We start from the raw sequence: 15,943 nt of genomic DNA, 5'->3' as shown, positions 1-15,943 counted from the left end.
TGAAACCTCCCTACAAAAGCCCATGGCCGGGACGAAGCCCGGCCATGGGTTCTTGTTAAAGTATCGTAACCCCGGCGCTGCGTCCGGGGTATCACCGCACATCAATTTTGAGGCTGCGGTCGCTCTTCGCCCGGCTGATCCTCGCGAACCTGCTCCTCGCCGGCCGTGGCGTCCTCCTCCTCCAGCGAGGCGTCGACGCGCTCCACCGCCTGCAAGCTCTCGCCCTCGGCCATGCGCATCAGCGTCACGCCCTGGGTGTTGCGGCCGACCTGCGAGATTTCCGCCGCCCGCGTGCGCACGAGGGTGCCGCCGTCGGAGATCAGCAGCACTTCGTGGTGGTCGCTAAGCTGGATCGCGCCGATCAAACCGCCATTGCGCGCGCTGGTCTGGATCGCGATCACGCCCTGGGTGCCGCGTCCCTTGCGCGGATACTCCTCGAGCGAGGTGCGCTTGCCGTAGCCGCGCTCGCTGGCGGTGAGGATGTCACCGTCGCCCTCGACCACGATCAGGCTGACCACGTGTTCCCCGGCCGTGAGCTTGATGCCGCGCACACCGGTGGCGGTGCGCCCCATCGAGCGCACTTCCTGCTCGGCGAAGCGCACGGCCTTGCCGTTGCTGGCGAACAGCATTACATCGCGCGAACCATCGGTGAGCGCGACGTCGACCAGGGCGTCGCCGTCGTCGAGATTGATGGCGATCTTGCCGCGCTGCAGGCGATAGGCGAACTCGGTGAGCGGCGTCTTCTTGACCGTGCCATTGCGGGTGGCGAACAGCACGTAATGGCTGTCGTCGTACTCGCGCACCGGCAGCACCGCCTGCACCTTCTCCCCTTCCTCCAGCGAGATCCAGTTGATGATCGGACGACCGCGCGCATTCGGACCGGCATCGGGCAGCTGATGCACCGGCAGCCAGAACACGCGGCCGGCGCTGGTGAAGGTGAGCAGCGTGTCGTGCGTGTTGACCAGCCAGAGTTGGTCGATGAAATCTTCGTCCTTGGTCGCCGCCGCATTGCGTCCACGGCCGCCGCGGCGCTGCGCGCGGTAGGCGGTGACCGGCTGGCGCTTGGCGTAGCCGGCGTGCGAGAGCGTCACCACCACGTCTTCCGGCGCGATCAGGTCGAGGATGTCCAGATCCTCCTCGCTGGCGCGGATTTCGCTGCGGCGCGCGTCGCCGAATTCTTCCTTGAGGTTGCGCAGTTCGGTGCGGATCACATCCAGCAGCACATCGGGATTCTCGAGAATCTCGATCAGGCCGCGAATGGTCTCGAGCAGTTGCTTGTATTCCTCGGTGAGCTTGTCCTGCTCCAGGCCGGTCAGGCGGTGCAGGCGCATTTCGAGGATCTGCTGTGCCTGCGTCTCGGTCAGCTGGTAGGCGCCATCGACAAGGCCGACGCCCGCCGGCAGGTCTTCCGGACGCGACGCATCGCTGCCGGCGGCGGCGAGCAGGCTCGCGACCAGCCCAGGCTGCCACGTGCGGGCCAGCATGCGATCGCGCGCCTCGTTCGGATTCGCCGAGGTCTTGATCAGCTCGATCATCTCGTCGATGTTGGCGAGCGCGACCGTCAGGCCTTCCAACACGTGTGCGCGGGCGCGTGCCTTGCGCAGTTCGAAGATGGTCCTGCGCGTCACCACCTCGCGGCGATGGCGGACGAAGGCTTCGAGAATCTGCTTCAGATTGAGCAGCTGCGGGCGGCCATCAACCAGCGCCACCATGTTGATGCCGAACACCGACTCCATCTGCGTCTGCTGATAGAGGTTGTTCAGCACCACTTCGGCGGAATCGCCGCGCTTGACCTCGATGTAGATGCGCATGCCGTCCTTGTCGGACTCGTCGCGCAGCTCGCTAATGCCTTCGAGTTTCTTTTCCTTGACCAGTTCGGCGATCTTCTCGATCAGACGTGCCTTGTTGACCTGGTACGGAATCTCGGTGACGACGATCGCCTCGCGGCCGCTGTCGGTCACTTCGACCTCGGCGCGCGCGCGCATGCGCACGCGGCCGCGGCCGGTGCGATAGGCCAGATGGATGCCGCCGACGCCGTTGATGATGCCGGCGGTGGGGAAATCCGGGCCCGGGATGTATTGCATCAAGCCGTCGATGTCGATGGACGGATCATCGATCAGCGCGATCAGCGCATTGATCACTTCCGACAGGTTGTGCGGCGGAATGTTGGTCGCCATGCCGACGGCGATGCCGGCCGAACCGTTGACCAGCAGGTTCGGGAACCGCGTCGGCATGACCGTGGGTTCCAGTTCCTTCTCGTCGTAGTTGGGCTGGAAATCGACGGTTTCCTTGTCGATGTCGGCCATCAGCTCGTGCGTCAGGCGCGACATGCGCGCTTCGGTGTAACGCATCGCCGCGGCGCTGTCGCCGTCGACCGAGCCGAAGTTGCCCTGCCCGTCCACCAGCAGGTAACGCAGCGAGAACGGCTGCGCCATGCGCACCAGCGTGTCGTACACCGACTGGTCGCCGTGCGGGTGGTACTTACCGATCACGTCACCGACGATACGCGCCGACTTGTAGTAAGGCTTGTTGCTGTGCGCGCCGAGCTCGTTCATCGCGTACAACACGCGGCGGTGCACCGGCTTGAGGCCGTCGCGGACGTCGGGGAGCGCACGTCCCACGATCACGCTCATGGCGTAATCGAGGTAGCTGCGGCGCATCTCGTCCTCGAGATTGACGGGGATGATTTCCTTGGCGAGTTCGGCCATTACGACCCTTATTCAATGGTTCACACGGGTGGTGCCGCGAGCATCGCCGGCGGCGCTTGCGCAGGAATCCGCGCAAGCCTGAAATTCTACCATGAAACGGCATCGGAATGCCGCCTGATTCCCCACCGGAAACAAGCACTTGCGGGCGTTTTCGAGGGCTGCGGAAGCAGCCGCGAAAGCGCTCTTGCTCAGGCCCCGAAAAGAGCCTTCATCGAAGCGGCATCCGGATGCTCCACCACACCCTTTTCGGTAACGATCGCATCGATCAGCGCGGCCGGCGTGACGTCGAACACCGGGTTCCAGGCATGGATGCCCTCGGCCACCGTGCGCGTGCCGGACACGCCGAGCAGTTCGCCCGGATCGCGCTCCTCGATCTCGATCAGATCGCCCGACGCGGTCGCCATGTCGACCGTCGAGGAAGGCGCCGCCACCATGAACTTGCGACCGTGGTAGCGCGCGGCGATGGCGAGCTGGTAGGTGCCGATCTTGTTGGCGACGTCGCCGTTGGCACAGATGCGATCGGCGCCGACCACCACCCAGTCGACGTCGCCGCGCTTCATCAGGTGCGAAGCGGCGGCGTCGGCGATCAGGGTGGCGTCGATGCCGTCCTGCTGCAGCTCCCACACCGTCAGGCGCGAGCCTTGCATCCAGGGGCGGGTTTCGTCGGCGAACACCTTGTCGATGCGGCCCTGGGCCACGCCCGCGCGGATCACGCCGAGCGCGGTGCCGAAGCCCGCCGTCGCCAGCGAGCCGGTGTTGCAGTGCGTCAGCACGCCGCTGCCGGGTTGAATGAGCGCGGCGCCGAGTTCGCCCATGCGGCGGTTGGCCGCCAGGTCCTCGTCGGTGATCGCCTGCGCTTCGCGCTCGATCACCTCGCGCCAGTCGGCACCGGCCGCCGCCAGCACGCGGCGCATGCGCGCGAGCGCCCAGGCCAGGTTGACCGCGGTGGGCCGCGCGGCGTTGAGCCGCTGCAGCGCGGGTTCGATGACCGACAGGACGCCATCGCCCGCATCGCTCTTCACCGTTCGCGCGGCCAGCACCACGCCCCAGGCGGCTGCGATGCCAATGGCCGGCGCGCCGCGCACGGCAAGATCGTGGATCGCGGTGGCGACAGAATCGCTGTCCGCGCAGCGCAGGTATTCCACCGCGAACGGCAGTTTGCGTTGGTCGAGAAGCTCCAGCGCATCACCGGTCCACCGGATCGGGCGGATGCGGTCGTAGCGGTCGAAATCGAAGGTGTCAGGCATCCCGCAATTGTAGCCGGGATGCCTGCAGCTTCCGTTGCGTTTGTGTTTCGACCGTTACGTCGTCAGCGCCACCAGCCGCCGCCGGTCTCGAACTCGGCGCGGCAGCCGTTGGACACCCACACGTAGTCGCGGCGATAGCCCCAGTCGCGGCCCTCGATGCAATCACGATCGGACAGCTTGCGGATCAGCCGCACGCCATTGCGCGTGTCGGCGGCGCACTCCTGCGGACGCTTGTCGTAGGACTGGCAGCGCACCGTGCGGGTGCCACCGCCCCAGCCCGGATCGCCACCGCCATTGCCGCGGCCCGTCGCGAACTCGGCACGGCACCCGTTCGACACCCAGACGTAGTCACGGCGATAACCCCAGTCACGTCCCTGCACGCAATCGCGCTCGGACAGCTTGCGGACCAGTTGCACACCGCCGCGCGTGTTGATGGGGCATTCCTTCGGCTGCTTGCCGTAGGACTCGCAGCGCACCGTGCGGCCGTTGCCCCAATCGCCACCGCCACCGCCCCAGCCGCGATCGACGGCGAACTCGGCGCGACAGCCGTTTGACACCCAGACGTAATCGCGGCGGTAGCCCCAATCACGCCCCTGCACGCAATCGCGCTCGGACAGCTTGCGGACCAGCCGCACGCCACCGCGCGTATTGATGGGACATTCCTGCGGCTGCTTGCCATAGGATTCGCAGCGCACCGTGCGGCCGCTGTCGCCCCATCGCGCATCATCGCGATATCCCGATTGCGCCGACGCCGTGGCCGAAGCCAGCCAGGCGACGCTCCCGATCACCAGCATTCCGAATAACTTGCGCATGTCCCCACCCTCGTCCAGTTGGTGCCGGACACTCTCGCGCGCCCAGCATGAATACGTCCTCAATTTTCCATGACCCGGCCGTGACGTGAAGCGGTCATTCAGACCGTAAGCGTTTTCACGAGGCGGCGAAATCGAAAGCGATCACATCGGCGATGCGGCCGGTGCCGAGCAGCGCCATCAGCAGGCGGTCGACGCCGAGGGCGACACCGGCGCAGGACGGCATGCCCGCCCGCAGGGCCGACAGCAAGGCCTCGTCCAATGGCGGGAGCGAGCCACCCCGCTCCGCGCGCAGCAGATGATCGCGCTCGAAGCGTCGCCGCTGCTCGTCGGCGTCGAGCAGTTCGTGATAGCCGTTGGCCAGTTCGAGCGGGCCCAGGTACAGCTCGAAGCGTTCGGCCACCGGCGGGTCTTCGTTGCGGATCCGCGCCAGGGCGGATTGCGTTGCGGGGTAGTCGTAGACGGCCAGCAGGCGGTCCGGCGCGAAGCTGGGCTGCAAACGGTGCGTCATCAGCAGATCGAGCCAGTCGTCGCGGACCAGGCCGCGCGGGTCGATCTCGATTTCGCCCAGGGCATTGCGCAGCGCATCATCGTCATCGCGCAGCGGGTCGACGCCGAGTGCGTCGCGGTAGAGATCGCGATAGGAAATTTTCTCGACGGACGCTGTCCTGCCCACCAGCGCCAGGGCACGCTGCGCCAGCGCGACGGTTTCATCGATCAGACGCAAGTGGCCCCAGCCGAGCCGGTACCACTCCAGCATGGTGAATTCCGGATTGTGGCGGGCGCCCGCCTCGCCGTCGCGAAAAACCCGGCCGAGTTCGTAGCAATCGCCGATGCCGGCGGCGAGCAGCCGCTTCATCGGGAATTCCGGCGATGTGCGCAACCAGCGCGTGCGTGGCGCGCCCTCGGTGCGTCCGGAAAACTGCAGCGAGAACGAAGCGATGTTCGGATCGGTGTTGCCGGCACGCGAAAGGATGGGGGTTTCCACTTCCAGCACGCCGCGCTCGGCGAAGAACGATCGGACTTCCGCGTTCAAGCGCGCGCGCAGGCGCAAGGCGTCCGACGTTGCCGTCGGTTGCCAAGCCTGCGGAGATGCGGCATCGCTCATGCGTGCGATGGCTTGCGGGCGACAGGCAAACGATCAGGCTTCATCGCGCGACTCAAGCGCCATGCTCCCGCAGGAAGGCGAGCAGCTTCTCCTCGTCCCAGATGTCGAGCCCAAGCTCTTGCGCCTTGGCCAGCTTGGAACCGGCGGCCTCTCCCGCGACAACGATGCCGGTCTTCTTCGACACGCTGCCCGAGACCTTCGCGCCCAGCGCTTCCAGTTTCGCCCCGGCCTCATCGCGGCTCATCGACGCCAGGCCGCCCGTCAGCACGACGGTCATGCCCGCCAGCGGTCCTTCGCTCGCGCGGCGCGGCGCGCCCTCCTGCCAATGCACGCCGTTGGCGCGCAGCGCGGTGATGACGTCGAGGTTGTGCTGCTCAGCGAAGAAATGCGCGATGCGCGCGGCGACGATCGGACCGACGTCGGGTACGGCGACCAGTTCTTCTTCACTCGCGGCGATCAACGGATCGAGCGCGCCGAAATGCCGTGCCAGGGTTTTCGCCGTGCTTTCGCCGACATCGCGAATGCCGAGCGCGTACAGCAGGCGTTCGAGAGTCGTGTCGCGGCTGGCGTCGATCGCGGTGATCAGGTTTTCGGCCCACTTGCTGGCGACCTTGCCAGCCTTCACCGTCTCGGGCGTGGTCCCCTCGCGCTCGTCGGCGCGGCGCTTCATTTCGAGCAGATCGTCCACGGTCAGCTTGTACAGATCGGCGATCGTGTGCACGTAATCGAACTCGACCAGCGCGGTGATGAAACGCTCGCCCAGGCCTTCGATGTCCATGGCGCGGCGCGAGGCGAAATGGAACAGCGCCTGGATGCGTTGCGCCGGACAGAACAGGCCGCCGGTGCAGCGCGCCACCACTTCGCCCTCCTCGCGCTCCACCGCCGATCCGCAGACCGGACAGGTGGTCGGCAATTGATACGGCGCATGCAGCGGGTGGCCGCGCTTGTCCAGCGGGCGGCGCTCCTCGATCACGCGCACCACTTCCGGAATCACGTCGCCGGCGCGGCGCACGATCACGCTGTCACCGACGCGCACGTCCAGGCGCGCGATCTGGTCGGCATTGTGCAAGGTGGCGCGGGTCACGGTGACGCCGCCCACGTGCACGGGCGTCATCAGCACCCAGGGCGTGACCGCGCCGGTGCGTCCGACGTTGACCTCGATCGATTCGACCGTAGTCATTTCCTCCTGCGCCGGAAACTTGTGCGCCAGCGCCCAGCGCGGCGCACGCGAGACGAAACCCATCGCGCGTTGCTGATCGTAACGGTCGAGCTTGTAGACGACGCCGTCGATGTCGTATGGCAGCGTATCGCGCTGCGCACCGATGCGGGCGTAGTAGTCGAGAACACCCTCCAGGCCTCTGGCGGTTTCCGCCTGCGGAGAGACCGGCAGGCCGAGTTCGCGCAGCCAGGCCAGCGTCTGCGAATGTGTCGCCGGCAGTTTCGCGCCGCCACTTTTATCGAACACGACTTCGCCCAGCGCATAGGCGTAGAAGCGCAGCGGCCGCCTGGCGGTGACGCGCGGATCGAGCTGGCGCAGCGAACCGGCGGCGCCGTTGCGCGGATTCGCCAGCGTCTTCTCGCCGTGTTCGAGCGCCCAGATGTTGTAGCGCTCGAACTCGGCACGCGGCATGTAGACCTCGCCACGCACTTCCAGCACCTCGGGCAACGCTTTGCCGCGCAAGCGCAACGGAATGGCCTTCACGGTGCGCAGGTTGGCGGTGACGTCCTCGCCCGTGGCACCGTCGCCGCGCGTGGCGCCGCGCACGAAGACGCCGTTCTCGTAGCGCAGGCTGATCGCCAGGCCATCGAGCTTGGGCTCCACGGAGAACGCCGGACTTTCATCACCGGTTTCCTTGCCGATGCGGGTGACGAATTCGTTGACCTCGTCGTCGGTGAAGGCGTTGGCCAGAGACAGCATCGGCACGGCATGCTTCACCTCGGCGAATTTCGCCGAAGGCGCGTTGCCGACGCGCTGCGTGGGCGAATCGAAATCGACCAGTTCCGGATGCGCCGCTTCCAGCGCTTCCAGTTCACGCATCATGCGGTCGTATTCGATGTCCGGGATGCTGGGATCGTCGAGGACGTGGTAGCGATGGTTGGCGTCGTCGATCTGACGACGCAGTTCGGCGATGCGGGCGGCGGGTGCGGCGGCTTTGCTCATGGGCGGATTCTAATCCGCCCGCGGACCTTGCGGCCTGTGCCGCTCAGCGCTCCTGATCAGCCTTCTTGGTCAGCGCTCCTGATCGGTTGGCCGCATCAGGATCTCGTTGATATTGACGTGCGCTGGGCGGCTGACGCAGAACACGATCGTTTCGGCGATATCGGCCGGTTGCAGCTGGCGCATGCCCTCCGCCAGGGCGTTGAGCGCACCCCGGGTTTCGGCATGGCCGATGTGGTCGCGCAATTCGGTGGCCACCATGCCCGGCTCGATCACGCTGACACGGATGTTGTCGCTGTAGACCTCGCGGCGCAGCCCTTCGGAGAACCCGACGACACCGAACTTGGTCGCCGCATACGCCGCCGCCCTCGGATTGGCGATCCGGCCAGCGGTGGACGCGATGTTGACGATGTGGCCGTCGCGACGTGCGCGCATGCCCGCCAGCGCCGCCTGGGTGGATGCGATCAGGCTCAGGACGTTCAACTCCAGCATGCGGCGCCAGCGGCCGAGGTCGGCTTCCGCGACCGGTTCGAGATACATCACTCCGGCATTGTTGATCAGGATGTCCAGCCGCCCGTAGCGGGCCTCGGTCTGCGCGACGATGCGCTGTGCCTCGTGTTCGTCGAGCAGGTCCGCGTCCAGGATCAGCGGATCGGCGCCGAGCGGGGCCAGTTTGGCGGCGAGCGCTTCGAGACGATCGCGCCGGCGCGCGGCAATCGCGACCTTCGCGCCTGCCTCGGCCAGCGCCAGCGCGGTGGCTTCGCCGATCCCTGAGGATGCGCCGGTGACCAGCGCAACGCGGCCTTCGAGGTTGTATGACATGACGACACTCCTGAAATCCGGGGGAACGATGCATGGCCACCACGCTCGTGCGGCGGCGGCGACGACTTCACAGGAATCCGGGGGCGGCCGGGCGATGGGCCGGCTTGGCGGAGGCGCTTGAATGCGCGACGAAACGCCCGGCCCCTGCTGCGTGGCGATTATGCGCGCGCATGACGACGGTCGAGGCCGTGTTCCGGCGCGGATTGCAGGATCAGATAACGATCCTGCAGGAATGACTTCGCGCGACGACTTTGAAGAGTGTCGGCCCAGCCGACATCATGCGGATCAATCCGTCTCGCGCATTACCAGCGCGGGCTGCGCGTGAGCGGCGGGGCCTCGTGTTGGCGGTCGTAGGTGCGCAGTTCCTCGCGCAGGTGCGCGATGCGCTGGCGGCCGAGGGCGTTGCGCTGCTCGTCGAGCAGCACGCCGTCCAGCAGTTCGGCCATGCGCTGCGCGGTCGGCTCCATCTTCTCCCAGGCATCGAGCGCCGGGATCGGCGCAGGCAGGGTCAGGAAGAAGGCGATGGCCGGTGTTTCCAGCGACTGGATCTCGCTCATCTCGAAACTGCCCGGCTTCTTGATGTTGGCGACGCTGAAGATCGGGCCGCGTTCCGGATGGCCGTCGATGAGACGATGGAAGACGTTCATGTGGCCGTAGGTCAGCCCGGCCTTCTCGGCGGCGACGACGATATCCGGCCCGCGCAACACGTGGCCGGCGCGCGCGGCGATGTAGAGGGTGACGATCTTGTCGAAGTCCTCGTTGTCGCGCTTGCCCAGTTCGCTGGCGGCCGCGGCCCGGATCGTGCCGCCGACGCTGCGGTCGAGCAGTTCCATCTCGGACTGCACGACCGATTCGCTGTTGTAGTCAGCGGGTGCCTGCGCCAGTTCGTTCTCCAACTGCGCGCCGAGCGTGGGCTCCATCCGCGCCGCGCTGTCGCGCTCCTCGGGTTTGAGCCGACGGCCCTGCCCTTGTCTGCGCGGGCGGCCGAAGAAGTAGATCGCGGCGATCAGGACCACGCCGACGACGAGGATTCCGAGACGCAGCAGCCAAGCATCGGACATGAGAGCCGGGATTCGAGTTTAAGGAGTTGGGAATCGTAGCAAAGCCGGGATTAGAGATTCGGGATTAGAGATTCGTTAAAAGTTTGCTTTTGCGAATCCCGACTCCCAATCCCGGATTTTTAACCGCCGGACGGCTGCTCATCCCGGTGGCCGTCAGGCCGCACCAGCAAGGCGCGCGGCCTCGGCCAGATCGACGGAAACCAGGCGGCTCACGCCCGGCTCGCGCATGGTCACGCCGCTGAGCTGGTGCGCGGCTTCCATGGTCGCCTTGTTGTGGGTGACGAACAGGAACTGCACGTGTTCGCTCATCTCGCTGACCATCGCAGTGAAACGGCCCACGTTGGCTTCGTCGAGCGGCGCGTCCACCTCGTCCAGCAGACAGAACGGCGCGGGATTGAGGCGGAAGATCGCGAACACCAGCGCCACCGCGGTCATCGCCTTCTCGCCGCCGGAGAGCAGCGAGATGTTGGACACGCGCTTGCCGGGCGGACGCGCCATGATCGCGACACCGGTATCGAGCAGATCCTCGCCGGTGAGTTCGAGATAGGCGTGACCACCGCCGAACAGGCGCGGATACAGTTCCTGCACGCCGGAATTGACGCGATCGAAAGTGTCCTTGAAGCGGCCGCGGGTCTCGCGATCGATCTTGCGAATCGCGTCCTCGAGGGTTTCCAGCGCGGTGGTGAGATCCGCGTCCTGGGCGTCGAGATATTCCTTGCGCTGCGCGGCTTCGGCGTGCTCCTGAATCGCGGCGAGGTTCACCGGCTCCAGGCGGCGCAACTTGGCGTCGAAATCGGTGACGGTCTTTTCCCAGACGCCCACATCGGCATCGGCGGCCAGGCCGGCGATCACATCTTCCAGGACGAAGCCGGCTTCGACGACCGCCGCCGACAGTTGCTCGGCCTTGATCGCCAGCGCCTGCTGATCGAGCCTGCGCTGCGAGATCGCTTCGCGCTGCGTCAGCGACTGCTCATCGCGCTGATGGCGGATCTGCTCGAACTCGCGCAATTCGTTGTCGATGCCTTCCAGCGCCGCGCGCGCCGTGCCGAGGCCCTTCTCCGCGATCACGCGCTGTTCCAGCGCGGCCTGGCGCTGCTGTTCGAGCGCCGTCACCGGGCTGTCGCCTTCCGACAGCTGCGCGGCGAGTTCGTTAAGGCGGGTATCCAGCTGTCCGCGCTGTCCGCCCATGCGATCCAGCGCCTGCACCAGCGCCACCACCTGGGTGCGCTGCGATTCCAGCGTCAGGGCCAGCGCGTGCGCGGTGTCGCGCGATTCACGCGCCTTGAGGCGGGCGGCGTCGCGGGTTTCGCTCAGGATCCTGCGCTCGTTTTCGAGCGCCTGGCGCGTGCTTTCCAGCTCGCCCATGCGCGCGACCGCATCCTCGAGCTTGGAGCGCGCCTCGCGCAATTGATCGCGGCTCGCGTCCAGGGTTTCGATGAGCTGTGTGCTTTCGGCATCGATCTTCTCGATGCGGCCGCGCGCGGAATCCAGGCGGCCCTGCTGGCTCTGCAGCTGGCCGGCGAGTTCGGACACGCCGCGGTGGGCCAGGTACAACGCGCGCTGTGCATCCTCGCGCTGCTGTTCGGCGGCGAGCAGGCGATCGCGCCAGGCGCTGATGCCACGCTCGAGTTCGTGCTCGCGCTTGGTAAGTGCGTCGATTTCGCCGCGCAGCGTCTGGATCTCGCGCTCGCGCAGCAGCGCGCCCTGCTTGGCCGCGCCGGAGCGCAGCACGCGCACCCAGCCGGCGCCGAGGCGTTCGCCATGACGGGTGATCACCGAATGATCGGCATGTCCGCCGTCGCTCAGGCGCGCCTGCAGGCTGCGGGCTTCCGTCAAATCTTCGGCGACGTGCAGCTTCGACAACAGGCGGCGGATCGCCAGCGGGCCCTCCACCTTCGCCGCGAGCGAGGTCGAAGCGAAATCAGCGCTTCCGGTTTCTGGGGACACGAGGGTCAGACGGCCCTCGCCCAGATCACTCAGCGCTTCCACCAGTGATTCGGGGCTTTCGATCAGCACGCCTTCGATCAGCTGGCCGAGCGCGCCTTCGACCGCGTTTTCCCAGCCGGGCTCGACCTGCAGCTTCTCGCCGACGCGCGCGGCGCTGTCGAGTCCGCGCCGCTTCAGCCATTCGATCGCAGCGCCCTGCTCCTGGCCCAGGGCCGCGTGTTGCAGGGTTTCCAGCGAGGACAGGCGGCCGCGCTTTTCCTGCGCCTGCCGGCGCACGTCCGCCAATTCGGTTTGCGCGGTGCGCTGCTGGTCCTGCAATTCGAGGACGGCGTGCTTGCGCGTTTCGAGTTCTTCGGTGAGCGTTTCGAGCGACTCTTTCTGCTCGTCGTGCTGCGACTGGATCGTGGCGAAGGCCTGCGCCAGCGTGTCCAGATCGAACGCGGCGCGTTCGGCGGCCAACTGTTCGCGGCGGCGGTCGGCATCGAAGGTCTGGCGATCGAGGTAGCCGACGCGGGTACGCTCGACATCACCGGCGCGCGTGGCTTCCGAGACCTCGCGCGAATGCGCGTCCCAGCGCTGCTGCCAGTCGGCGAGCGCGGCTTCGGCATCGCGCAGGGCGTCCTGACGGACGCCGTCGTCGGCCTGCAGTTCGGCCAGCTGCGGTTCGGCCTCGGCGATCGCGGCGCGCAGGCTCTGCAAACGCGTGTCGTCGCCCTGGATGTGTTCGCCGAGTTCCGCCAGTGCGGCCTCGGCCTCGTCGCGGGCGCGCTGCAGGCGATCGCTCAGCTCGCGCTGGTGCGCGATCTGCTGTTCGATGCGGGCCAGCGTGCCGCCGACTTCGTAGCTTTCCGCCTGTGCCTTGTTCAGCGCTTCCATGGCTTCTTCGCGACGCACGCGGCCGGTTTCGATCTCGCGCTCGGCTTCGCGCTGTTCGGCGATCAGCTGCTGCAGCCGGGTTTCCTCCTGCGACAGGCCTTCGCGCAGGCCTTGCAGCTGCGCGTCGAGGCCGCGGTATTCCAGCGCCTTCCACTCGGCGTCCTTGATCTTCCGCTCGGCCTGGATCGCGGTGTACTGCTCGGCCTGGCGCGCCTGGCGCTTGAGGTGTTCGAGCTGCTTGCCGACTTCGTCACGCAGGTCGGTGAGGCGGTCGAGGTTCTCGCGCGTGTGGCGGATGCGGGTCTCGGTTTCCTTGCGGCGCTCCTTGTACTTGGAGATGCCGGCGGCTTCTTCGAGGTAGACGCGCAGGTCCTCGGGGCGGGCCTCGATGATCTGGCTGATCATGCCCTGCTCGATGATCGAGTAGCTGCGCGGGCCAAGGCCCGTGCCGAGGAACAGGTCGGTGATGTCGCGGCGGCGGCACTTGGCGCCGTTGAGGTAATAGTTGCTCTGCCCGTCGCGGCTGACCTGGCGCTTGACCGAGATCTCGTTGAACGCGGCGTACTCGCCGGTGATCGTGTGGTCGGAGTTGTCGAAGATCAGCTCGACCGTGGCCTGCGACACCGGCTTGCGCGCCGTGCTGCCTGAGAAGATCACGTCGGTGAGCGAATCGCCGCGCAGGCGGCTGGCGGAGCTTTCGCCCATCACCCAGCGCACGGCGTCGATGATGTTCGACTTGCCGCAACCGTTCGGCCCGACCACGCCGGTCATATTGGCGGGCAGGTGCAACGTGGTGGGGTCGACGAAGGACTTGAAACCGGACAGCTTGATCGTGGACAGACGCATGCGACGAACGGGATGCCTCGGCGGCGCCGTTTCCGAGCGCGCCACACAGATAAGAAACGGGTTTTGGGATTGCCGCTAACTCGTTGATCCGAATGGCGACAGTGTGGCCCGAAGGCCACATCGACCGGTGAGTATAGCGGGCTCGGCGTGTTGCGCGATCAGTGTCAAGCTTCGCCGGCTGGGATGTTCATTTCGGCGGGATGTCCGGCGCCGTGCCGGAACGCGACACCGCCTTCTTCCGCATGGCCTGGGAAGAAGGCGGATCGCGGCCCTCGCGGGACTTTCTCAATTGTCGGCCACCGGCCCGTCGGCGCGGTTGCTGTCGATGTTGAAGGTCACCCCGCCCCAGGTCTCGTTGTGCGGGCCCTGGAACTGGTGGATGCGCTGGTGGTCGGTCCAGTAGCTGTCCGGCAGGCCCGACAGGCCCCAGACGCTCTCGTTGCCGTTCCACTGTGCGATCCAGACCGCGCGCGGCGGATTGGCGATCGGCGCCCAGTCGTTGGCGGCGTTGATGCCGGCGCCGTAGACCCCGGCGCTGTGGCCGCGCTGCTTCAGGCGTTCCACCCAGCCGTTGATGAAGGCCTTCACGGCGGGATGGCTGGTGGGCTCGTAGCGCTCCATGTCGAAGTAGATGATCGTCGGCGCAGGGAAGCCGAGGTTGGCGGCGGTATCAGCGGCGGCGTTGGCCTCGTTGATGCCCTGCTGGCGCGCGGTGGCGCTGTCGGTGCTCATCTTGCTGCAGCCGGTGCAGGAACTGCCCGGTGCCTGCAGGCCCACCCAGGTCGGCAGCAGGCGCCAGCCCTGGTTGAAGACCGAATTCACCCAGCTGGAGCCCAGCCCCGACTGCCCGCAGCCGCGATTGGTGCCGCCGATGTAGACGTTGGCCCAGCTCCAGGGCGTGTTGGTCCACCAGGCCTGCATCTGGCTGACGGAGCCGATCGCGCATTTGTCGAAGCCTTTGCCGGTCGAATTCACGACCAGGCTGGCCCCCATTCCCGGGCCGCCACCGCGTACCGCGACCTTCGGCGTGATGTCGCTCAGGCTGCGCCCGCCGTCGGCGGTGGCGTAAAGCCGGCTTTCCTGGCGACACAACGTCTTGCCCTGCTCGCACTGGCCGCTGGCGACCAGCAGCCAGCCGCGATCGGCGTCGCGGAATTCCATGCCGGTGATCGCCTGCCCGGCCGAGAGCCGGCTCGCGAGCGCGCTGGCGCGCTGCACGCCCTTGGCCAGGGCGGTCGGCGCCGTGCGGCCATTGGGAGCCGCCAGCGCCGTTTCGGCGTCGACCACGGCCGTGACCACACCGTCGCGGCCGGCATCGCCGGCCAGCGTCAGCAGCGAAGGCTGGCCCCAGCTGGCGCCGCCGTCACGGGACCGGTACAGGGCCAGGGTCGATGTCTTGCCGTTGCCGATCACGACGGGCAGGACGCCGTCGCGCCCATCGCCGAAGATCGGCAGGCGGTAGGCCGGAGCGGCCTGATCCGCCGCCCCACGTGGCCCGATGTTCTGCCGCTGCCAGCTCTGCCCGCCATCGCGGGTCACGTACAGGCGATCACCGGCGGGGCCGCCGGCCAGCCAGCCGACCTTGGGCGAAATGAATTCGATCCCGTCCGCGATCGGCGGCGCGGGCAGGCGCTGCCACGTCAACCCGCCGTCGCGCGTCGCGAACAGCAGCCCACGGCTGAAATTGGGGCTCGACGGCAGGCGCAGCATCACCCAGCCGTGGCGGCTGTCGGCGAAATCGATCGCCACCGGCATGCCGCCGCTCTCATCCAGCGTGGTCACGGCGCGCTGTATCCAGGTAGCACCGCCGTCTTCGGTGCCGGCGACGCTCAGCTCGGTTCCCGTTGCCGACAATGTGCTGATCCAGCCTTGCCGCGCATCGAGAAAGAACACATTGCCGATGCTGCGCTCTCCCAGGCCGGAAGGCGTGATCTCGGTCCAGCGCTGCCCCGCAGCGTCGGTGCGCAGCAGATGCTTCGCTCCGGCGGCCCAGCCGAAGCTATCGCTCAACCGGTGCATCGACGTCACTTCCAGCGGCGCGATCGTTTCCGCCGTCTGCGCATTCGCGCTGCCGACGCCCTGCATGGCTGCGACCAGCGTGAGCAAGCCGCTGGCGGCAAGCGGCCGCCATTTGTTGTTTCCGAAACCCTTGATGCCGGATCTGCTGTTCATCGGACGACACTCCAAGCATTGAAGATGGTGGATGCACGCGGCAGCGCGACGGCCGCGTGCAACGGATTGACCGATCCATCGATTGCGAGCGCTCCCGGTCGCGCGGCCACCAGTCGATCAGGGCCACATTCCGGTCAACGCAAGGCTTCCCTTGGCGCGCCCGATCCTAGTCGGGGCCGCTGTGAACGA

Annotated in this window: 10 protein-coding genes; 1 reads left to right on the top strand and 9 read right to left on the bottom strand. The window is 67.0% G+C overall.

The window, feature by feature from the left end; all coding sequences use genetic code 11:
• Positions 1-101: 101 nt before the first annotated feature.
• The 6 genes from gyrA to AC1RNP_RS06195 all read right to left on the bottom strand — a co-directional run bounded on the left by gyrA (position 102) and on the right by AC1RNP_RS06195 (position 8,852).
• Positions 102-2,708 (bottom strand): DNA gyrase subunit A, encoded by a 2,607-nt coding sequence (gyrA, locus tag AC1RNP_RS06220; protein ID WP_493050395.1) that lies wholly within the window; start codon positions 2,706-2,708, stop codon positions 102-104.
• A gap of 188 nt (positions 2,709-2,896) precedes the next feature.
• A complete protein-coding gene (mtnA, locus tag AC1RNP_RS06215; protein ID WP_493050394.1) occupies positions 2,897-3,955 on the bottom strand; it encodes an S-methyl-5-thioribose-1-phosphate isomerase in 1,059 nt (352 codons plus the stop codon).
• A 62-nt stretch (positions 3,956-4,017) separates the two neighbouring features.
• Positions 4,018-4,767, bottom strand: coding sequence for a DUF3011 domain-containing protein (locus AC1RNP_RS06210; RefSeq protein WP_493050393.1), 750 nt, complete (start codon positions 4,765-4,767; stop codon positions 4,018-4,020).
• 115 nt (positions 4,768-4,882) lie between these two features.
• Positions 4,883-5,872, bottom strand: coding sequence for an EF-P lysine aminoacylase EpmA (gene epmA, locus AC1RNP_RS06205; protein ID WP_493050392.1), 990 nt, complete (start codon positions 5,870-5,872; stop codon positions 4,883-4,885).
• Between the two features lie 52 nt (positions 5,873-5,924).
• On the bottom strand, positions 5,925-8,033 hold the full coding sequence (gene ligA, locus AC1RNP_RS06200) for an NAD-dependent DNA ligase LigA (RefSeq protein WP_493050391.1): 2,109 nt from the start codon (positions 8,031-8,033) through the stop codon (positions 5,925-5,927).
• Between the two features lie 69 nt (positions 8,034-8,102).
• Entirely contained in the window at positions 8,103-8,852 is a 750-nt protein-coding gene (locus AC1RNP_RS06195) for an SDR family NAD(P)-dependent oxidoreductase (protein ID WP_493050390.1), read from the bottom strand.
• Positions 8,853-8,884: 32 nt separating this feature from the next.
• Here AC1RNP_RS06195 and AC1RNP_RS06190 point away from each other — a divergent pair, with 32 nt between their 5' ends.
• Positions 8,885-9,088 (top strand): hypothetical protein, encoded by a 204-nt coding sequence (locus tag AC1RNP_RS06190; protein WP_493050389.1) that lies wholly within the window; start codon positions 8,885-8,887, stop codon positions 9,086-9,088.
• 66 nt (positions 9,089-9,154) lie between these two features.
• Here AC1RNP_RS06190 and zipA read toward each other — a convergent pair whose 3' ends face one another.
• The 3 genes from zipA to AC1RNP_RS06175 form a co-directional block, all read right to left on the bottom strand.
• A complete protein-coding gene (gene zipA, locus AC1RNP_RS06185) occupies positions 9,155-9,913 on the bottom strand; it encodes a cell division protein ZipA (RefSeq protein WP_493050388.1) in 759 nt (252 codons plus the stop codon).
• A 153-nt stretch (positions 9,914-10,066) separates the two neighbouring features.
• Positions 10,067-13,582: a chromosome segregation protein SMC gene (gene smc / locus AC1RNP_RS06180; protein WP_493050387.1), complete on the bottom strand. Its 3,516-nt coding sequence runs from the start codon at positions 13,580-13,582 to the stop codon at positions 10,067-10,069.
• Positions 13,583-13,867: 285 nt separating this feature from the next.
• Positions 13,868-15,754, bottom strand: a complete 1,887-nt coding sequence (locus tag AC1RNP_RS06175) for a glycoside hydrolase domain-containing protein (RefSeq protein ID WP_493050386.1) — start codon at positions 15,752-15,754, stop codon at positions 13,868-13,870.
• Between the last annotated feature and the right edge of the window lie 189 nt (positions 15,755-15,943).

It is taken from the genome of Luteimonas sp. GW821-FHT14E02 (genome assembly GCF_058803905.1).
This window is presented reverse-complemented; position numbering and strand designations above follow the sequence as displayed.

What these genes read in the sequence shown, in the direction of transcription:
- gyrA (WP_493050395.1), bottom strand. Translation starts at nt 2,708, where the DNA reads ATGGCCGAACTCGCCAAGGAAATCATCCCCGTCAATCTCGAGGACGAG.
- zipA (WP_493050388.1), bottom strand. Translation starts at nt 9,913, where the DNA reads ATGTCCGATGCTTGGCTGCTGCGTCTCGGAATCCTCGTCGTCGGCGTG.
- AC1RNP_RS06175 (WP_493050386.1), bottom strand. Translation starts at nt 15,754, where the DNA reads ATGAACAGCAGATCCGGCATCAAGGGTTTCGGAAACAACAAATGGCGG.
- epmA (WP_493050392.1), bottom strand. Translation starts at nt 5,872, where the DNA reads ATGAGCGATGCCGCATCTCCGCAGGCTTGGCAACCGACGGCAACGTCG.
- mtnA (WP_493050394.1), bottom strand. Translation starts at nt 3,955, where the DNA reads ATGCCTGACACCTTCGATTTCGACCGCTACGACCGCATCCGCCCGATC.
- smc (WP_493050387.1), bottom strand. Translation starts at nt 13,582, where the DNA reads ATGCGTCTGTCCACGATCAAGCTGTCCGGTTTCAAGTCCTTCGTCGAC.
- AC1RNP_RS06210 (WP_493050393.1), bottom strand. Translation starts at nt 4,767, where the DNA reads ATGCGCAAGTTATTCGGAATGCTGGTGATCGGGAGCGTCGCCTGGCTG.
- AC1RNP_RS06190 (WP_493050389.1), top strand. Translation starts at nt 8,885, where the DNA reads ATGGCCACCACGCTCGTGCGGCGGCGGCGACGACTTCACAGGAATCCG.
- ligA (WP_493050391.1), bottom strand. Translation starts at nt 8,033, where the DNA reads ATGAGCAAAGCCGCCGCACCCGCCGCCCGCATCGCCGAACTGCGTCGT.
- AC1RNP_RS06195 (WP_493050390.1), bottom strand. Translation starts at nt 8,852, where the DNA reads ATGTCATACAACCTCGAAGGCCGCGTTGCGCTGGTCACCGGCGCATCC.